This window comes from Enterobacter sp. SECR19-1250 (assembly GCF_013391025.1).
Lineage (GTDB): Bacteria > Pseudomonadota > Gammaproteobacteria > Enterobacterales > Enterobacteriaceae > Enterobacter > Enterobacter cloacae.
Window position 1 is genome coordinate 22160 of the sequence record NZ_JACASJ010000020.1, and the last position, 20014, is coordinate 42173.

At 55.9% G+C, this 20014-nt stretch carries 14 protein-coding genes; 9 read left to right on the forward strand and 5 right to left on the reverse strand.

Annotated elements, in window-relative coordinates:
- Positions 1–183 precede the first annotated feature (183 nt).
- From infA to trxB, 5 genes are all read right to left on the reverse strand, one after another.
- A complete protein-coding gene (infA, locus tag HX884_RS07700; RefSeq protein ID WP_002211347.1) occupies positions 184–402 on the reverse strand; it encodes a translation initiation factor IF-1 in 219 nt (72 codons plus the stop codon).
- 284 nt (positions 403–686) lie between these two features.
- Positions 687–1391, reverse strand: coding sequence for a leucyl/phenylalanyl-tRNA--protein transferase (aat, locus tag HX884_RS07705; RefSeq protein WP_013097324.1), 705 nt, complete (start codon positions 1389–1391; stop codon positions 687–689).
- A gap of 45 nt (positions 1392–1436) precedes the next feature.
- Positions 1437–3158 (reverse strand): cysteine/glutathione ABC transporter ATP-binding protein/permease CydC, encoded by a 1722-nt coding sequence (gene cydC / locus HX884_RS07710; RefSeq protein WP_178327930.1) that lies wholly within the window; start codon positions 3156–3158, stop codon positions 1437–1439.
- The gene (gene cydD / locus HX884_RS07715; protein WP_178327931.1) at positions 3158–4924 is read right to left on the reverse strand and encodes a cysteine/glutathione ABC transporter permease/ATP-binding protein CydD; all 1767 of its coding nucleotides are present in this window, start codon (positions 4922–4924) and stop codon (positions 3158–3160) included. Before cydD ends, cydC begins: the two co-directional genes overlap by 1 nt.
- Positions 4925–5038: 114 nt before the next feature.
- Entirely contained in the window at positions 5039–6007 is a 969-nt protein-coding gene (gene trxB / locus HX884_RS07720; RefSeq protein ID WP_013097321.1) for a thioredoxin-disulfide reductase, read from the reverse strand.
- A 544-nt stretch (positions 6008–6551) separates the two neighbouring features.
- Here trxB and lrp point away from each other — a divergent pair.
- From lrp to HX884_RS07765, 9 genes are all read left to right on the forward strand, one after another.
- A complete protein-coding gene (gene lrp / locus HX884_RS07725; protein ID WP_000228469.1) occupies positions 6552–7046 on the forward strand; it encodes a leucine-responsive transcriptional regulator Lrp in 495 nt (164 codons plus the stop codon).
- A 135-nt stretch (positions 7047–7181) separates the two neighbouring features.
- On the forward strand, positions 7182–10853 hold the full coding sequence (locus tag HX884_RS07730) for a DNA translocase FtsK 4TM domain-containing protein (protein ID WP_178327932.1): 3672 nt from the start codon (positions 7182–7184) through the stop codon (positions 10851–10853).
- 128 nt (positions 10854–10981) lie between these two features.
- Complete coding sequence (lolA, locus tag HX884_RS07735; protein ID WP_013097319.1) at positions 10982–11593, forward strand: outer membrane lipoprotein chaperone LolA; 612 nt, start codon at positions 10982–10984, stop codon at positions 11591–11593.
- Positions 11594–11602: 9 nt separating this feature from the next.
- Positions 11603–12946 (forward strand): replication-associated recombination protein RarA, encoded by a 1344-nt coding sequence (gene rarA / locus HX884_RS07740; protein WP_178327933.1) that lies wholly within the window; start codon positions 11603–11605, stop codon positions 12944–12946.
- A 92-nt stretch (positions 12947–13038) separates the two neighbouring features.
- Positions 13039–14331, forward strand: a complete 1293-nt coding sequence (gene serS, locus HX884_RS07745) for a serine--tRNA ligase (RefSeq protein ID WP_008499983.1) — start codon at positions 13039–13041, stop codon at positions 14329–14331.
- A 210-nt stretch (positions 14332–14541) separates the two neighbouring features.
- Positions 14542–16986: a dimethylsulfoxide reductase subunit A gene (gene dmsA / locus HX884_RS07750; RefSeq protein WP_020686417.1), complete on the forward strand. Its 2445-nt coding sequence runs from the start codon at positions 14542–14544 to the stop codon at positions 16984–16986.
- A gap of 10 nt (positions 16987–16996) precedes the next feature.
- Positions 16997–17614, forward strand: a complete 618-nt coding sequence (locus HX884_RS07755; RefSeq protein WP_062934364.1) for a DMSO/selenate family reductase complex B subunit — start codon at positions 16997–16999, stop codon at positions 17612–17614.
- A 1-nt stretch (position 17615) separates the two neighbouring features.
- Positions 17616–18479: a dimethyl sulfoxide reductase anchor subunit family protein gene (locus tag HX884_RS07760; RefSeq protein WP_178327934.1), complete on the forward strand. Its 864-nt coding sequence runs from the start codon at positions 17616–17618 to the stop codon at positions 18477–18479.
- A gap of 274 nt (positions 18480–18753) precedes the next feature.
- Positions 18754–19902 (forward strand): MFS transporter, encoded by a 1149-nt coding sequence (locus HX884_RS07765; RefSeq protein WP_038981312.1) that lies wholly within the window; start codon positions 18754–18756, stop codon positions 19900–19902.
- Positions 19903–20014: the final 112 nt, after the last annotated feature.

Sequence of the window (20014 nt, forward strand, 5' to 3'; positions counted from 1 at the left end):
AGTAATTTTGCAAGGCGCTTTCCAGTTTCGTTCGATGTTGGTTCTGGATAAATCCACAGCCATAAATTGGCGCCTCTGTACAACCGTGGAAGACAATACACCAACACTAAAGCCATGAATAAAAAAAGGCCGGGATTATCCCGGCCTTATTAAATATTCATCTGCCATTACAGGCGAAAACAATTAGCGACTACGGAAGACAATGCGGCCTTTGCTCAGGTCGTACGGGGTCAGTTCAACAGTCACTTTGTCGCCCGTCAAAATGCGGATATAGTTTTTGCGCATTTTACCGGAGATGTGCGCAGTTACCACGTGACCGTTTTCCAGCTCTACGCGAAACATGGTGTTAGGCAACGTATCAAGTACGGTACCCTGCATTTCAATATTGTCTTCTTTGGCCATCTAATCCTCTGGGGTATCACTACCAAGTTTTGAACCGGCAAGATAATGCCGAAATTCATCAATTAAGTAAAGAATTGCGCGTTTAAAACGCAGCAAAACAGTTTCGGCGCATTGCCCAAGCGTCACGGTACAACCGAACGGAAAGCGCATTCGTAAAGGGGATACAACAGGATAAACGTCAGGACGTTATCTGAAGCGAAGGTCCCAAACGGCGGCGGGGCAACAGGCAGAAGCTACTCTGCGGCATAATTATAACACCCTCATAAAAAATATGCGGAAAACATTTAGACATTGGGCATAAAGAGTGTCCGCGGTACCCAAAAATCGCGCGGCAGCTTCTCCTGACGGCAGTTATCCAGGTGCTCAATGTAGTGGCGGCGGGAGATTTCAACCGCACCGAGGGAGGCGGTATGCTCGTTCAGAACCTGACAATCCAGCAGCTGCCCGCCGCGCTGAGCAAACTCCTGGCAGAAAACCAGCAGGGCCGTTTTCGAGGCGTTTACCGCCCGGGAGAACATCGACTCACCGCAGAACAATGTCCCCTGCGCGACGCCGTACATACCGCCAACAAGTTCGCCACCTTCCCACACTTCAATGGAGTGGGCGTAGCCAAGCTCGTGCAGTTGATGATAGGCAGTGATGATATCGCGGGTGATCCATGTCCCTTCATGACGGTCTTCCGCACACCCTTCTATCACCTGACCGAAGGCGTGATTCAATGTGACCCGGTACGGTGATTTTGCGTGGAAACGCTTCATGCTGCGGCTCAGGTGAAACTGCGTGGGCCAGAGCACGGCGCGCGGATCGGGAGACCACCATAAAATAGGGTCGCCAGGTGAAAACCACGGGAATATGCCGCGCTGGTAGGCCATCAGGAGCCGGGCAGGGCTGAGATCGCCGCCAAGTGCCAGCAGCCCATTGGGTTCACGCAGCGCTCCCTCTGGCGACGGGAACGCAATGTTATGACGAGAAAGCTGGACCAGGCGCATGACAGCAAAACTCCAGTACGCGAGTGAGGACGCTACAAATATAGTCTACAGACGCTGTTTAAACTGGTAGTAGCGACCCTGTTTCGTCAACAGCTCTGCGTGACTACCTTGCTCAATAATGTGTCCGTTGTCCATCACAATTATCCGATCAAAACTTGCCAGTCCACGCAGGCGGTGTGTCACCATCAGGACGGTTTTACCGGCCATAACATTCACAAGTAAATCAAGGATCTGGCTTTCAGTTGTCGCATCAAGCCCTTCTGTGGGCTCGTCGAGCAACATCAGCGGCGCATCATGCAGCAGCGCGCGCGCAATCGCCAGACGACGCAGCTCACCGCCAGAGAGTTGACGACCGCCTTCACCCAGCCAGCTGTTCAGGCCATCGTCTTCAAGCAGCTTATGCAGCCCGACCTGCTCCAGCATGGCGCGGAGTACGTCATCAGTGGCCTCCGGTGCAGCCAGCAGCAGGTTATCGCGCAGCGTGGCGCTGAAGAGATGAACGCGCTGCGGAACCACGCTGACGGTTTTGCGCAGCGCCTGTTCGCTGAAGTCTGCCAGCGGAGTTCCGTTAAACTGAATCTGACCTTGCTGTGGATCCCAGGCTCGCGTTAACAACTGCAAAAGCGTGGATTTGCCGCAGCCGGTACGGCCGAGGATCGCAATCCGCTGACCCGCATCCACAGCGAGGCTGATGCCTTCCAGCGCATTCTGTGCCTGCTTGTCATAGGCGAAGGTGACGTTACTGAGCGTCAGGGCAACCTGCTCAGGCGTGGCCGTTTGCTCTGCGGTGAACTTCACCTCCGGATCCTGCTCCGCAATCTCCGTGATGCGCAGGGCGGAGGCGATGACCTGACCGAGATGCTGGAAGGCACCCGTCACCGGCGCCAGCGCTTCAAAGGCCGCCAGGGCACAGAATACGAACAAGGCAATCAGAGGGCCCGGCTGTGCGTTATTGCCAACGCCACCGGACGCCATCCAGAGCATGGCGATGACCGCGACACCCCCGATTAACATCATAAGCGCCTGAGAGAACGCGGTAAGCTCAGACTGACGGCGCTGGGCTTCATGCCAGTTCAGTTCTGTGTTCTCCATTCGCGCACGGTAGCGCTCGCTGGCGCCAAATATCGTCAGTTCGGCCTGCCCCTGTAACCAGGAGGTGAGCTGCTGGCGGTACTCCCCGCGCAGACGCGTCAGGTTCTCTCCGGTGGATTTACCCGCGCGGTAAAATAGCGGCGGCAGGATAATGAGCGTCAAAAGCATGATCCCGCCCAGCGTCAGCGCAACAGCGACATCCAGCACCGACAGACCCAGCGTGACCACCACAATCACCACAAACGCGCCGACTATCGGGGAAATCACGCGCAGGTAGAGGTGATCCAGGGTGTCGACATCCGCAACCACACGGTTGAGCAATTCCCCCTGACGAAAACGCGCCAGTCCGGCAGGGGAGAGGGGCAGCAGTTTACTGAAGGTGTAAATGCGCAGATGTTGCAGCACGCTGAATGTCGCGTCATGGCTGACCAGTCGCTCGAAGTACCGTCCTGCCGTACGGGTAATGGCAGTGCCGCGGACGCCCGCCGCCGGAAGCATGTAGTTGAAGCTGTAGAGCCCGGCAACCCCCGCCACGGCAGAGGCAGACAAGAACCAGCCGGAAAGCGTGAGCAGGCCGATGCTGGCAAGCAGGGTCACAATGGCCAGCACGATGCCCAGCGTCAGCATCCATTTGTGGCGTTTATAGAGCGCGAGATAGGGAAGCAGGGCACGCATCAGATGTCCTCCTGACGATTCGCCAGCAGGGCAGCGAAGGGGCCCTGCGCGGTAACGAGAGAGGCGTAATCGCCTTGCTCAACAATACGACCGTTTTCCATGACCCAGATCTGGTCCCAGTCGGCAATGCCTTCCAGCTGATGAGTGACCATCAGGGTGGTTTGCTGCCGCGAGGCGGCGTTCAGGGCCGCCATCACGCGCTGTTCACTGTGCGCATCCAGGCTGGCCGCTGGCTCGTCCAGCAGCATTAACTGGCATGGATTAAGCAACGCGCGGGCGACCGCCACGCGCTGCGCCTGGCCCACGGATAACCCGGCAGACTGATCGCCGACAATGGTATCAACGCCATGCGGAAGCAGCGGCAGAAACTCGCTGACCCAGGCGCGGTCGAGAACAGATTGCAACTCGTCTTCACGTGCATCCGGGCGAGCCAGCAGGACATTTTCCCGCAGCGTCGGGGCTGGCAGCTGCGGGTTTTGCCCCACCCAACTGAGCTGTTTTCGCCAGGCGTCCGGATCGAGATCGCGCAGTTCGGTTTTGTTGATGCGCAGTGAGCCGGTATAAGCCATAAAACCGGATAACGCATTGATCAGCGAGCTTTTTCCTGAACCACTGGTCCCTACCAGCACCACCCGTTGCCCGGCGGGTAAGGTAAAGTTCAGTGGGCCAGCCAGCACTTTCCCTTCCGGTGACAGGATAGCGAAATCACGTGCTTCAATGGTCACGGGTTCATTGGCGTTCAGCGTTACCTCTCCTCGCTCCGGATGCGCCAACGGCGTCTCCAGGAACGTTTTCAGGCTGTCAGCCGCGCCAACGGCCTGCGCTTTGGCATGGTAGAAGGTTCCAAGATCGCGAAGCGGCTGGAAAAATTCCGGAGCCAGAATAAGCGCCAGGAAACCGGCCGACAGTGTCACCGCCGTGCCGTAGTGACCAAAATCCAGCGCGCCGAGATACGAGAAACCAAAATAGACCGCCACGAGGGCGATAGAGAGCGAGGTAAAGAATTCCAGTACGCCAGACGACAGAAACGCCAGACGTAACACTTCCATCGTGCGCTGACGGAAATCCTGCGACGCCAGGCGAATGTTTTCCGTTTCGGCTTCACCCCGGCCAAAAATGCGTAACGTCTCCATCCCGCGCAGACGATCAAGGAAATGGCCGCTCAGGCGACCCAACGCAAGGAAGTTACGGCGGTTCGCATCGGCCGCTCCCATCCCCACCATCGCCATAAACAGGGGGATCAGCGGGGCGGTACCCAGCAGGATCAGCGCAGCTACCCAGTTGACAGGGAAAATGGTTATCACAATCAGCAGCGGGACGCAGACGGCCAGCGCCATCTGCGGAAGGTAGCGGGCGTAGTAGTCGTGCATATCGTCAATCTGTTCAAGGATTAACGTTGCCCAGCTTCCGGCTGGTTTTCCCTGGATCCATGCGGGCCCGGCTTCCTGAAGACGATCAAGCACCTGTCGGCGAATTTCGTAGCGAATATGCTGCCCCGCGTGAAAACCAACGCGTTCGCGCAGCCAGACGACCCAGGCGCGCAGAATGAAAACCAGGATCAGGACGATGAAGGGCAGCAGAAGCGCTTCACGCGGAATGTTCTCCATAATCATATGATTGAGAATGCGGGCCAGCAGCCATGCCTGGGCAACAATCAACAGACCACTGATCAGTCCCAGAAGACGGGAAATCATGAGCCAGCGGCGGGAAAGAACGCTCTGCTGTTTTAGCCAGCGTGTTAACTCTTGTTGACGGGTTTTTTCCATTGCGTGCTTTGCAGGTGATGTTATTAGAAAGTGGGCAGCGCAATGTTACAACGAGGAGACAATAAAGGCGACTTATCGCCGCCTTTATTTACGTTTGTTACTGACTTGTAAAGATTATTTACCTTGTTCAGCCAGCCCATCGAGGTAGCGTTCAGCGTCCAGCGCGGCCATGCAACCGGTGCCTGCGGAGGTGATCGCCTGACGGTAAATGTGGTCCATTACGTCACCAGCAGCGAACACACCCGGGATACTGGTCTGGGTCGCGTTGCCGTGAATACCGGACTGCACTTTGATGTAGCCGTTTTCCAGCTCCAGTTGCCCCTCGAAGATCGCCGTGTTCGGGCTGTGACCGATAGCCACAAACAGGCCCGCCACTTCCAGCGTTTCGACGTTATCGGTGTTCTGGGTATCACGAATACGCAGACCGGCAACGCCCATCTGATCGCCCGTCACTTCTTCCAGCGTACGGTTGGTGTGCAGCACAATGTTGCCGCTCGCCACTTTATCCATCAGACGTTTGATCAGGATCTTCTCGGCGCGGAAAGTGTCGCGACGGTGGATCAGGTGCACTTCAGAAGCGATGTTCGCCAGATAGAGCGCCTCTTCTACGGCGGTGTTACCGCCGCCGATGACCGCGACTTTCTGGTTGCGATAGAAGAAACCGTCGCAGGTTGCGCAGGCAGAAACGCCGCGACCTTTGAACGCCTCTTCTGACGGCAGGCCAAGGTAGCGGGCAGAAGCGCCCGTTGCGATGATCAGCGCATCGCAGGTGTACTCGCCGCTGTCGCCCGTCAGGCGGAACGGACGGTTCTGCAAATCGACCTTGTTAATATGGTCGAACAGAATTTCGGTTTCGAATTTAGCCGCATGCTCGTGCATACGCTCCATCAGCAGCGGCCCGGTCAGGTCGTTAGGGTCGCCTGGCCAGTTTTCCACTTCAGTGGTGGTGGTCAGCTGACCGCCTTTTTCCATACCGGTAATCAAAACCGGTTGCAGGTTAGCGCGTGCAGCATAGACCGCCGCGGTATATCCCGCAGGTCCAGAACCAAGAATTAGCAGCTTACTGTGTTTGGCCGTGCCCATGAGATCCCCATTGTTGTTGGCAGACAGTTGGCTGGATTGTAGGGAATTTGTTGCCGTAAAAAAAGAGCACAGCAATGTTGATCTCAATCTGTACGATAGGCAATGACGATAAATTGAGCGCTATAACATCAGGCTTACTTCTTAAATTCGCTTGTTTATAAGGCAATAAAATGAGGATTAATACCCCACCGAAATGAATATCCGGCATGTTGTACTAAAAATCGATGTTTTGCTTTGACAATCCCCTGCGCTTTTGCGAAAACATTCAAGGAAGAAAAAAAACCGCGTTAACCGTGTGCCGCATAGGCATGCATGTAAATGCCATTTTTACCGGGTCAGTGAAATCTACGCATGGCGTGGACAGACGCCATACGTGATGTCGGTGACTGCCTTCGGGCAACGGTCTTCTTACCAACAGAACCCGAATCCGCATCGCGTCTAATAGATAACCAGGCGATGTGATGACTAACGGGTACAGGCTCTGAACAGTGATGTGCACAGGGTCCAGGCAGGAGTAGGGAAGGAATACAGAGAGACAATAATAATGGTAGATAGCAAGAAGCGCCCTGGCAAAGATCTCGACCGTATCGATCGTAACATTCTTAATGAATTGCAAAAGGATGGGCGTATTTCCAACGTCGAGCTTTCAAAACGTGTGGGACTTTCCCCGACGCCGTGCCTTGAGCGTGTGCGCCGACTGGAAAGACAGGGTTTTATTCAGGGCTATACGGCTCTGCTGAACCCGCATTATCTGGATGCCTCACTTCTGGTATTTGTTGAGATTACTCTGAATCGTGGTGCACCGGATGTGTTTGAGCAATTTAACGCCGCTGTACAAAAACTTGAAGAAATTCAAGAGTGTCATCTGGTTTCTGGCGATTTCGACTACCTGTTGAAAACCCGCGTACCAGATATGTCCGCCTACCGTAAGCTGCTGGGTGAAACCCTGCTGCGTCTGCCAGGCGTGAACGACACCCGTACCTATGTGGTGATGGAAGAGGTCAAACAGAGCAATCGTCTGGTTATTAAGACGCGCTAACACGGAACAGGTGCAAAATCAGTGTAGTTTGATTACACTCCTGTTAATCCATACAGCAACAGTGCCGGGGTGTCCCGGCGCTGTTGTCCGTTTTAGCAAACAGGCAGGATATGCCTGATACCTGGAGAGCCTTTCTTGAGCCAGGAATACACTGAAGACAAAGAAGTCACATTATCGAAGCTAAGCAGCGGACGTCGGCTCCTTGAGGCGTTGCTGATTGTTATTGCCCTTTTTGCCGTCTGGCTGATGGCAGCCTTACTCAGTTTCAACCCCTCAGATCCCAGCTGGTCACAAACTGCATGGCATGAGCCTATCCATAATTTAGGCGGCGTTCCCGGTGCCTGGCTTGCGGACACCCTGTTTTTCATTTTCGGTGTGATGGCCTATACCATTCCCTTCATTATTATTGGCGGATGCTGGTTTGCCTGGCGCCATCGTCAGAACGACGACTACATCGACTATTTCGCGGTTTCGCTGCGCCTGATAGGCGCGCTGGCGTTGATCCTCACCTCCTGCGGGCTGGCAGCCATCAACGCCGATGACATCTGGTATTTCGCCTCTGGCGGGGTCATCGGTAGCCTGCTGAGCTCTGCGTTGCAGCCTATGCTTCACAGCAGCGGTGGTACCCTGGCATTGCTGTGTATCTGGGCGGCAGGATTAACGCTGTTCACCGGCTGGTCGTGGGTGAGCATTGCCGAGAAGATCGGCAGTTTTGTCCTCACTATTCTGACCTTTGCCAGCAACCGTACCCGTCGTGACGACACATGGGTCGATGAAGACGAATATGAAGATGAGTACGAAGAGGAAGACGATGCGCCCGTACAGCGTCGTGAATCTCGTCGTGCACGTATTTTGCGTGGAGCACTGGCACGCCGTCAGCGCGTCGCCGAGAAATTTGCCAACCCACTGGGCCGTAAAACCGATGCGGCGCTCTTCTCCGGTAAACGCATGGACGAAGACGATCATGTTGAGTACCGTTCAGCCGGTGCCGCCGTTGATCCTGATGATGTGCTTTTCTCTGGCAGTCGCGCCACGCCGGGCGATTTTGATGAATACGATCCACTGCTAAACGGTCACTCTGTTACCGCACCGGTTGCCGCCGCGGCAGCCGCGACCACGGCGGCGCAGGCTTATGCAGCACCAGCGGAAGCCGTTATGCCGTCTGCGTCGGTTCCCGCTCCCGAGTCCGCTATTCAACAGCCTCAGGTAGAGTGGCAAACGGCGCCTGGCGTGCATACGCCAGAGCCGGTTATCGCACCAGAGCCAGAAAGCTATGCGCCGGTCCAGCAGGAACCGTGGCAGCAACCTTATCAGCCTGAGCCCGTTCATGAGCCGCAGGGGTACCCGTACGACGAGCAGCCCGTGGCGCAACCGTATCAGGAGTATGTCCCTGAGCCTGTTCAGCCTGCTGGGCCTTACGTCGCGCCTCAACCAGAACCTGAGGTGGTGGAAGAGGTCAAACCGTCTCGTCCGCCAATGTACTATTTCGAAGAGGTTGAAGAGCGCCGTGCCCGTGAGCGCGAGCAACTGGCAGCATGGTATCAGCCTGTTCCTGAGCCGGTGCAGGAGCCTGTTGTGAATACACCTTCTGTCTCCCCACCGCCGGTTACTCCAACGCCTGCGGTTGCACCAGTGGCAGAGAGCGTGAAACAGGCTACAGCAGCCGCTTCGGCTGCGGCGCCGGTCTTTAGCCTGGCGACAGGTGGAACACCACGTCCTCAGGTAAAAGAGGGGATTGGCCCGCAGTTGCCGCGTCCTAACCGCGTGCGTGTGCCAACCCGCCGCGAGCTGGCATCCTATGGCATTAAACTGCCTTCTCAGCGTATGGCTGAGGAGAAAGCCCGTGAATCTGATTACGACGATGATGCAGATGAAATGCAGCAGGACGAACTGGCGCGTCAGTTCGCCGCACAGCAGCATCAGCGCTATGGCGAGGAGTATCAGCACGATCATCCTGCTCAGGCGGACGATGATGATGCAGCAGAGGCAGAATTAGCACGCCAGTTTGCGGCCACCCAGCAGCAACGCTATTCAGGTGAGCAACCTGCTGGTGCGAACCCGTTCTCGCTGTCGGATTTCGAATTCTCACCGATGAAAGATCTGGTGGATGATGCTCCGAGCGAACCGCTGTTCACGCCGAGCGTCATGCCGGAAGCCGAGCCGGTGCGTCAGCAGCCGGCCCCAGCGCCACAGGCTTACGCCCAGCCGCAGCAGCCACAGCAGCCACAGCAGCCACAATTCCAGCAGCCTCAGGCACAGCCGCAGGAAAGTCTCATTCATCCGCTGCTGATGCGTAACGGTGACAGCCGTCCGTTGCAACGTCCGAGCACGCCTCTGCCGTCGCTGGATCTGTTAACGCCGCCGCCAGCAGAAGTTGAGCCGGTCGATACCTTCGCGCTGGAGCAAATGGCCCGTCTGGTAGAAGCGCGTCTGGCTGACTTCCGCATTAAAGCGGACGTGGTCAACTACTCTCCAGGCCCTGTCATTACCCGTTTCGAACTCAACCTGGCGCCTGGCGTTAAAGCCGCGCGTATTTCAAACCTGTCCCGCGACCTGGCGCGTTCTCTGTCGACCGTTGCGGTTCGTGTGGTTGAAGTCATTCCTGGTAAACCTTATGTCGGTCTTGAGTTGCCGAACAAAAAACGTCAGACCGTTTACCTGCGTGAAGTGCTGGACAACACCAAATTCCGCGACAACCCTTCACCACTGACCGTGGTGCTGGGTAAAGATATCGCGGGTGAGCCGGTGGTAGCCGATCTGGCGAAAATGCCTCACCTGCTGGTCGCGGGTACTACCGGTTCCGGTAAGTCGGTAGGTGTGAACGCCATGATCCTCAGCATGCTCTACAAAGCGCAGCCGGAAGATGTCCGTTTCATCATGATCGATCCGAAAATGCTGGAACTGTCGGTCTATGAGGGGATCCCGCATCTGCTGACGGAAGTTGTGACCGACATGAAAGACGCGGCCAACGCTCTGCGCTGGAGCGTCAACGAGATGGAGCGCCGTTATAAGCTGATGTCGGCTCTGGGCGTGCGTAACCTTGCCGGTTATAACGAGAAAATCGCCGAGGCGGCGCGGATGGGTCGTCCAATTCCCGATCCATACTGGAAACCGGGCGATAGCATGGATGCCCAACATCCGGTGCTGGAAAAACTGCCTTACATCGTCGTGTTGGTGGATGAGTTCGCCGACCTGATGATGACCGTCGGTAAGAAAGTGGAAGAGTTGATTGCCCGTCTGGCACAGAAAGCGCGTGCGGCCGGTATTCACCTCGTCCTGGCGACGCAGCGTCCTTCTGTGGACGTCATTACGGGTCTGATTAAAGCCAACATTCCGACCCGTATCGCCTTTACCGTATCAAGCAAAATTGACTCGCGTACCATCCTTGATCAGGGCGGTGCTGAATCGCTGCTGGGGATGGGGGATATGCTCTACTCCGGCCCGAACTCCACCTCTCCGGTGCGCGTTCACGGCGCATTCGTTCGCGACCAGGAAGTGCATGCCGTGGTGCAGGACTGGAAAGCGCGCGGTCGTCCACAATACGTTGACGGCATTACCTCCGACAGCGAAAGCGAAGGCGGCGGCGGTGGCTTTGACGGCGGCGAAGAGCTGGATCCGTTATTCGACCAGGCGGTTAATTTTGTTACCGAAAAACGCAAAGCGTCGATCTCCGGCGTTCAGCGTCAGTTCCGTATTGGCTACAACCGCGCGGCGCGCATCATTGAGCAGATGGAAGCCCAGGGCATTGTCAGTGAGCAGGGGCATAACGGTAACCGTGAGGTGCTGGCTCCGCCGCCGTTTGATTGATCTTCAGCGTGTGCAAAGAAGGGTAAATCAGCCAAATTTAAGCATTTTCTTCTGTCACCTGCCTGCGGGCAGGTCCAGAATAGAAAACGGAAACCCCATTTCAGGATGACGTATTTTAAGGAACAACAATGAAAAAAATCGCAATCGCCTGTGCATTACTCACCAGTTTTGTCGCCAGCAGCGTCTGGGCTGATGCGGCCAGCGACCTTAAAAGCCGCCTGGATAAAGTGAGCAGCTTCCACGCCAGCTTCACGCAAAAAGTGACTGACGGCAGCGGTAATGCGGTGCAGGAAGGCCAGGGCGATCTGTGGGTAAAACGCCCAAATCTTTTCAACTGGCACATGACTCAGCCGGATGAGAGCATCCTGGTCTCTGACGGCAAAACCCTGTGGTTCTTCAACCCGTTTGTTGAGCAGGCAACCGCCACCTGGCTGAAAGATGCGACCAGCAACACGCCCTTTATGCTGATTGCCCGTAACCAGGCCAGCGACTGGCAGCAGTATAATATTAAGCAGAATGGTGATGAGTTTGTCCTGACGCCAAAAGGCAGCAACGGCAACCTGAAGCAGTTCACCATCAATGTAAGCACCAACGGTACCATCAATCAGTTCGGCGCCGTTGAGCAGGACGATCAGCGCAGCAGCTATCAGCTCAAATCACAGCAAAATGGCGCTGTCGATGCATCTAAATTTACCTTTACCCCGCCGCAGGGCGTAACGGTGGACGACCAACGTAAGTAAGAGGCATGAGTGGGCAACCTGTCGCTCGATTTTTCAGATAATGCGTTTCAACCTCTGGCCGCGCGTATGCGGCCAGAAAATTTAGCTCAGTATATTGGCCAGCAGCACCTGCTGGCTGCGGGTAAGCCGTTGCCGCGGGCCATTGAGGCCGGGCATCTGCACTCGATGATCCTCTGGGGACCACCCGGTACCGGTAAAACCACGCTTGCTGAAGTGATCGCCCGCTACGCTAACGCGGACGTCGAGCGCATCTCGGCCGTCACATCCGGTGTGAAGGAGATCCGCGAAGCAATCGAGCGCGCGCGCCAGAACCGTAACGCCGGGCGACGAACCATCCTCTTTGTGGACGAAGTCCATCGTTTCAATAAAAGTCAGCAGGATGCATTCCTGCCGCACATCGAAGACGGCACCATCTTCTTCATCGGTGCCACCACCGAAAACCCGTCGTTTGAACTCAACTCAGCACTGCTTTCCCGGGCGCGCGTCTACCTGCTTAAATCGCTCACCATCGAGGATATTGAAAAAGTTCTCACCCAGGCGATGGACGACAAAGCCCGCGGCTATGGCGGACAGGACATTGTCCTGCCTGACGACACGCGTCGGGCAATTGCGGAACTGGTTAACGGCGATGCGCGGCGGGCGCTGAATACCCTGGAAATGATGGCCGATATGGCAGAAGTCGACGACGCCGGCAAACGGGTATTAAAACCGGAACTGTTGACCGAAATTGCCGGTGAGCGTAGCGCCCGTTTTGATAACAAAGGCGATCGCTTTTACGATCTGATCTCGGCGCTGCATAAGTCGGTACGCGGCAGCGCGCCGGATGCCGCGCTTTACTGGTATGCACGCATTATCACTGCCGGTGGCGATCCGCTGTACGTCGCGCGTCGCTGTCTGGCGATTGCCTCAGAAGATGTTGGCAATGCCGATCCGCGCGCCATGCAGGTGGCGCTTTCGGCCTGGGATTGTTTTACTCGCGTCGGGCCGGCGGAAGGTGAGCGCGCTATTGCTCAGGCGATTGTCTATCTGGCCTGCGCGCCGAAAAGTAATGCCGTCTATACCGCATTCAAAGCGGCCATGTCGGATGCGCGTGAGCGCCCGGACTACGATGTGCCGGTGCATCTGCGTAATGCGCCAACGAAACTGATGAAAGAGATCGGTTACGGGCAGGAGTATCGTTACGCTCACGATGAACCCAACGCTTACGCGGCCGGGGAGGAGTATTTCCCGCAGGAAATGGCACAAACCCGCTATTATCACCCCACAAACAGAGGTCTTGAAGGCAAGATTGGCGAAAAGCTCGCCTGGCTCGCCGGACAGGATCAAAATAGCCCTATAAAACGCTACCGTTAGTTCAGTCGTTGCGGTAATGTTGGCATTGTATCCCTGTGGCCGCAGGCTGTGGCCACATTTTCCTATTTTAATTCGATAAGCACAGGATAAGCATGCTCGATCCCAATCTGCTGCGTAATGAGCCAGACGCAGTCGCTGAAAAACTGGCACGCCGGGGCTTTAAGCTGGATGTAGATAAGCTGCGCGCTCTTGAAGAGCGTCGTAAAGTTCTGCAGGTACAAACTGAAAATCTGCAGGCAGAGCGTAACTCTCGATCGAAGTCCATCGGCCAGGCGAAAGCGCGCGGGGAAGACATTGAGCCATTACGCCTGGAAGTGAACAAACTGGGTGAAGAGCTGGACCAGGCGAAAGCTGAGCTGGACGTTCTTCAGGCCGAAATTCGTGATATCGCCCTGGCTATCCCGAACATTCCTGACGACAGCGTTCCTGTCGGTAAAGACGAAAACGACAACGTTGAAGTGAAACGCTGGGGTACGCCTCGTGAGTTCGACTTCGAGGTTCGCGATCACGTTACTCTGGGCGAAATGCACGCGGGCCTGGACTTTGCGGCAGCCGTGAAGCTGACCGGTTCTCGCTTCGTGGTGATGAAAGGTCAGATTGCTCATCTGCACCGTGCGCTGGCACAGTTCATGCTGGATCTGCACACTGAGCAGCACGGTTACAGCGAAACCTACGTTCCGTATCTGGTTAACCACGATACTCTGTACGGTACCGGACAACTGCCGAAATTTGCCGGCGATCTGTTCCATACCCGTCCGCTGGACGAGGAAGCCGACAGCAGCAACTACGCGCTGATCCCAACTGCAGAAGTGCCGCTGACCAACCTCGTGCGTGATGAGATCATCGACGAAGACGACCTGCCAATCAAACTGACGGCGCACTCTCCGTGCTTCCGCTCTGAAGCGGGTTCTTACGGCCGTGACACGCGTGGTCTGATCCGTATGCACCAGTTCGATAAAGTTGAGATGGTACAGATCGTTCGTCCGGAAGAGTCCATGGACGCGCTGGAAGAGATGACCGGCCACGCGGAGAAAGTGCTGGAGCTGCTCGGCCTGCCGTACCGTCGTATGGCGCTGTGCACCGGTGATATGGGCTTTGGCGCCTGCAAAACCTTTGATCTGGAAGTGTGGGTACCTGCGCAGAACACCTACCGTGAAATCTCCTCCTGCTCTAACGTCTGGGATTTCCAGGCGCGTCGTATGCAGGCACGCTGCCGCAGCAAGTCCGACAAGAAAACCCGTCTGGTGCATACCCTGAACGGCTCTGGTCTGGCTGTTGGCCGTACGCTGGTTGCCGTGCTGGAAAACTATCAGCAGGCAGACGGACGTATTGAGATCCCTGAAGTACTGCGCCCATACATGAAAGGCCAGCAGTACATCGGCTAATTCTTTGCCTTACAACAAAAAAGCGCCTTTTGGCGCTTTTTTTATACCCTCGGTTTGATACGACGCAATACCCCCTCCCTCTAAAGTAGTAATACTCCTGCGAATGAAAGCCAGCATAAAACACGCATAACGCATTAGCTCGTTATATATAAAACTATATCGCGGTTAATTCCGCCCCTTATTCTTTGTGAGCAACCAAAGTGAGTCTTTATGAAAATCAAAGCGCCTGAAGCGTTAATGGCTGCCGAGGTCACTCGCCGTGGGTTGATGAAAACCACGGCAATTGGCGGTCTCGCCGTTGCCAGCAGTGCCTTCACTCTCCCTTTTACCCGACTGGCGTCGGCGGCGGATGCGTTGTCCCCGGCTACGGCCCCGGAAAACGTGGTGTGGAGCGCCTGTACCGTAAACTGTGGTAGCCGTTGTCCATTACGTATGCATGTGGTGGATGGCGAGATCAAATACGTCGAAACCGACAATACCGGTGACGATAACTACGACGGCTTGCATCAGGTTCGCGCCTGTCTGCGTGGCCGCTCAATGCGCCGCCGGGTTTATAACCCGGACCGTCTGAAGTACCCGATGAAACGCGTCGGTAAGCGCGGGGAAGGGAAGTTCGAGCGCATCAGCTGGGATGAAGCTTACGATATCATCGCCAGCAATATGCAGCGTCTGATAAAAGAGTACGGTAACGAATCCATCTATCTGAACTATGGCACCGGAACGCTTGGGGGAACGCTGACCCGCTCCTGGCCACCGGGCAAAACGCTGGTGGCGCGCTTGATGAACTGCTGCGGCGGTTATCTCAATCACTACGGTGACTACTCTTCTGCACAGATTGCTGCCGGCCTGAACTACACCTACGGTGGCTGGGCAGACGGTAACAGCCCGTCCGATATCGAAAACAGCAAACTGGTGGTGCTTTTCGGTAACAACCCTGGTGAAACGCGGATGAGCGGCGGTGGGGTAACCTATTACCTTGAGCAGGCTCGCGCCAAATCTAACGCCCGGATGATCATCATCGATCCGCGTTATACCGATACGGGTGCAGGCCGGGAAGATGAGTGGATCCCTATTCGCCCGGGTACTGATGCGGCGCTGGTCAGTGCGCTGGCGTGGGTCATGATCACCGAGGACCTTGTCGATCAGCCATTCCTCGATAAATACTGCGTCGGCTATGACGAGAAAACCCTGCCCGCCAGTGCGCCTGCCAACGGGCATTACAAGGCGTATATTCTGGGTCAGGGCAGTGACGGCGTGGCGAAGACCCCGGAGTGGGCATCAAAAATCACCGGGATACCGGCGGAACGTATTGTCCAGCTGGCGCGTGAAATCGGTTCAGCGAAACCGGCCTATATCAGCCAGGGCTGGGGGCCACAGCGTCACGCGAATGGCGAAATCGCCACTCGTGCTATTTCGATGCTCTCCATTCTGACCGGTAACGTGGGTATTAATGGTGGGAATAGTGGTGCGCGCGAAGGTTCCTATTCGCTGCCGTTTGAACGGATGCCAACCCTGGAAAACCCGGTTCAGACCAGTATCTCCATGTTTATGTGGACCGACGCCATTGAGCGCGGGCCGGAGATGACCGCCCTGCGCGATGGCGTACGGGGCAAAGACAAGCTGGATGTGCCGATCAAGATGATCTGGAACTACGCCGGTAACTGCCTTATTAACCAGCACTCGGAGATCAACCGCACCCACGAAATCCTGCAGGATGACAAGAAGTGCGAGATGATTGTGGTGATCGACTGCCACATGACCTCATCGGCGAAATATGCGGATATTCTGCTGCCGGATTGCACCGCCTCGGAGCAGATGGATTTCGCGCTGGATGCCTCCTGCGGCAACATGTCCTACGTGATCTTCACCGACCGGGCCATCAAACCGCGTTTCGAGTGCAAAACCATCTATGAGATGACCTCTGAGCTGGCGAAACGTCTTGGCGTCGAACAACAGTTCACAGAAGGCCGCACTCAGGAAGAGTGGATGCGTCATCTGCATGAACTTTCCCGTAAAGCGATCCCTGACCTGCCGGATTTCGATACCTTCCGCAAGCAGGGCATCTATAAACAGCGCGATCCGCAAGGGCACCACGTGGCGTACAAAGCCTTCCGCGACGATCCGCAGGCAAATCCGCTGACCACGCCATCGGGCAAAATCGAGATTTACTCCGAAGAGCTGGCAAACATTGCCGCAACCTGGGAATTGCCGGAAGGGGATGTTATCGATCCCCTGCCGATCTACACGCCCGGGTTTGAAAACTATAACGATCCGCTGACCGCAAAATTCCCGCTGCAACTGACCGGATTCCACTACAAAGCGCGCGTTCACTCCACCTACGGCAACGTTGATGTGCTGAAAGCCGCCTGCCGCCAGGAGATGTGGATTAACCCGATGGATGCGAAAGCGCGAGGCATCAGCAATGGCGATCGCGTGCGTATCTTTAACGGTCGCGGCGAGGTGCATATCGAAGCCAAAGTGACGCCCCGCATGATGCCTGGCGTTGTCGCGCTGGGGGAAGGCGCGTGGTACAGCCCGGATGCAAACCGCATCGACCAGGCTGGCAGTATTAACGTACTGACCACGCAGCGCCCATCGCCGCTGGCGAAAGGCAACCCGTCCCACACAAACCTTGTTCAGGTTGAGAAGGTGTAAGGAGTAACCGATGACAACCCAGTATGGATTTTTTATTGATTCCAGCCGTTGCACCGGGTGCAAAACCTGCGAGCTGGCCTGCAAGGATTACAAAGACCTGACCCCGGACGTCAGCTTCCGCCGGATCTACGAATACGCGGGCGGCGACTGGCAGGAGGATAACGGCGTCTGGCATCAGAACGTCTTTGCCTATTACCTGTCGATTGCCTGTAACCACTGTGAAGACCCGGCCTGCACCAAAGTGTGCCCGAGCGGGGCGATGCACAAGCGCGACGACGGGTTTGTGGTAGTGAATGAAGACGTCTGCATTGGCTGCCGCTACTGCCATATGGCCTGTCCTTACGGTGCGCCGCAGTACAACGCCGCCAAAGGCCACATGACCAAGTGCGACGGCTGCCATGACCGCGTCGCAGAGGGTAAAAAGCCGATTTGCGTGGAGTCCTGTCCGCTGCGCGCGCTGGACTTCGGCCCGGTTGACGAGCTGCGTAAAAAACACGGCCAGCTTGCGGCCGTCGCGCCGCTGCCGTCCGCGCACTTCACTAAGCCAAGCATTGTGATTAAACCTAACGCCAACAGCCGCCCGACGGGAGATACCTCCGGCTATCTGGCAAACCCGAAGGAGGTGTGAGATGGGAAGTGGATGGCATGAATGGCCGCTGGTGATCTTCACGGTCTTTGGGCAGTGCGTGGCGGGTGGCTTTATTGTGCTCGCGCTGGCGTTACTGAAAGGCGATTTGAAAGCTGAACAGCAGCAGCGCGTGGTGCTGAGTATGTTTGGTCTGTGGGTGTTGATGGGGATCGGTTTTATTGCCTCTACGCTGCACCTCGGCTCGCCAATGCGCGCGTTCAACTCTCTCAATCGCGTGGGGGCATCCTCACTGAGTAACGAAATTGCCAGCGGGGCGATCTTCTTTGCCGTCGGTGGGCTGGGGTGGCTGCTGGCAGCCCTGAAAAAGCTTCCTGCGGGGCTGCGCAACGTGTGGCTGATCGTGACAATGGTGCTGGGCGTGGTCTTCGTGTGGATGATGGTGCGGGTTTATAACACCATCGATACCGTTCCCACCTGGTATAGCGTCTGGACGCCAATGAGTTTCTTCCTGACGATGTTTATCGGCGGGCCGCTGCTGGGCTACCTGCTGCTGCGCGTGGCGGGTGTGGACGGCTGGGCGATGCGTCTGCTCCCTGCCGTTTCGCTGTTGGCGCTGGTGGTAAGCACGATGGTTGCGCTGATGCAGGGCGCTGAGCTGGCAACCATTCACAGCTCCATTCAGCAGGCCTCAACTCTGGTGCCAGAGTACGGTTCTCTGATGGCCTGGCGTGTGGTGTTGCTGGCTGTTGCGCTGGTGTGCTGGATTGCCCCTCAGCTTAAATGTTATCAGCCCGCACTGCCGTTACTGTCAGTGGCCTTTGTGCTGGTGCTGGCAGGGGAGTTGATCGGTCGCGGTGTGTTTTACGGCCTGCATATGACGGTAGGCATGGCTATCGCCAGCTGATTTGATTTTTCGTTATAAAAAGCCGGGACATAGCGCCCGGCTTTTCTTTTTTCCATCATGAAATTTTTCGACTGATGTTTGGTATTAAAAATCCCCTGAAATAAATAAAAACAACCAGATAATTAATATCAGTAGCAGACTTTGCATTAGCAGGATGAGTTTTTTAAATCGACATGGCACATATCGTGCGTGACGCCTGAATCGGTGGATTGACTTTGTTTTTTCCAGTGGCATGATGCGCACGAAATCTGAACTTCCTCACGGTTTTTAATCCATGACCATCTATACCCGGCCAGTGCTCCTGTTGCTCTGTGGCCTGCTTTTGTTGACCCTGGCGATCGCAGTGTTGAATACGCTCGTCCCGCTATGGCTTGCCCATGAAAACTTACCAACCTGGCAGGTGGGTATGGTCAGCTCGTCCTTTTTCACGGGGAACCTGCTGGGCACCCTGATGACGGGGAGCCTGATTAAACGCGTTGGCTTTAACCGCAGCTATTATCTGGCCTCGCTGATTTTCGCTGCCGGCTGTGCCGGGCTGGGCCTGATGGTCGGCTTCTGGAGCTGGATGATCTGGCGCTTTATCGCTGGTGCAGGCTGCGCGATGATTTGGGTTGTGGTGGAAAGTGCGCTGATGTGCAGCGGTACCTCGCGCAACCGGGGACGTCTGCTGGCAGCGTATATGATGGTCTATTACGTGGGAACCGTGCTTGGGCAATTAATGGTCAGCAAACTGCCGACCGACCTGATGAGCGTTCTGCCGTGGGTAACAGGCATGGTCCTGGCGGCGATCCTGCCGCTGCTCTTTACACGCATTGTGAATCAGAACAGTGAGCATCAGGAAGCGACCCACGTCTGGCCGATGCTGAGACTGCGACAGGCGCGTCTGGGCGTGAACGGCTGCATCATCTCCGGGATTGTTCTGGGGTCGCTTTATGGTCTGATGCCGCTCTACCTGAACCATCAGGGCGTCAGTGATTCCGGGATCGGCTTCTGGATGGCGGTAATGGTCAGCGCGGGCATCGTCGGACAGTGGCCGATTGGCCGTCTGGCAGACCGTTTTGGGCGTCTGCTGGTGTTGCGCGTTCAGGTCTTCGTGGTGATCATGGGTTGCCTTGCCATGCTCAGCAATGCCGCGATGGCGCCAGCGCTGTTTATTCTGGGGGCGGCAGGCTTCACACTTTATCCGGTCGCGATGGCCTGGGCCTGTGAAAAAGTTGAACATCACCAGCTGGTGGCGATGAACCAGGCGCTGTTATTAAGCTATACCATTGGCAGTTTGCTGGGGCCGACATTCACCGCGATGCTGATGCAGAATTATTCCGACAATTTGCTGTTTATCATGATTGCCAGCGTGTCGTTTATTTATCTCTTAATGCTACTGCGCAAAGCGGGCGAACATCCCACGCCAGTGGCGCATGCCTGATGAATTAAAAGCCAGTCATTGACTGGCTTTTTTGTCCCCATCACATATAAGAATTTTACGCATTGTTTGTTTATCGCGCCAGGCGATAATTCAGGTGAGTTCTAACACTAAA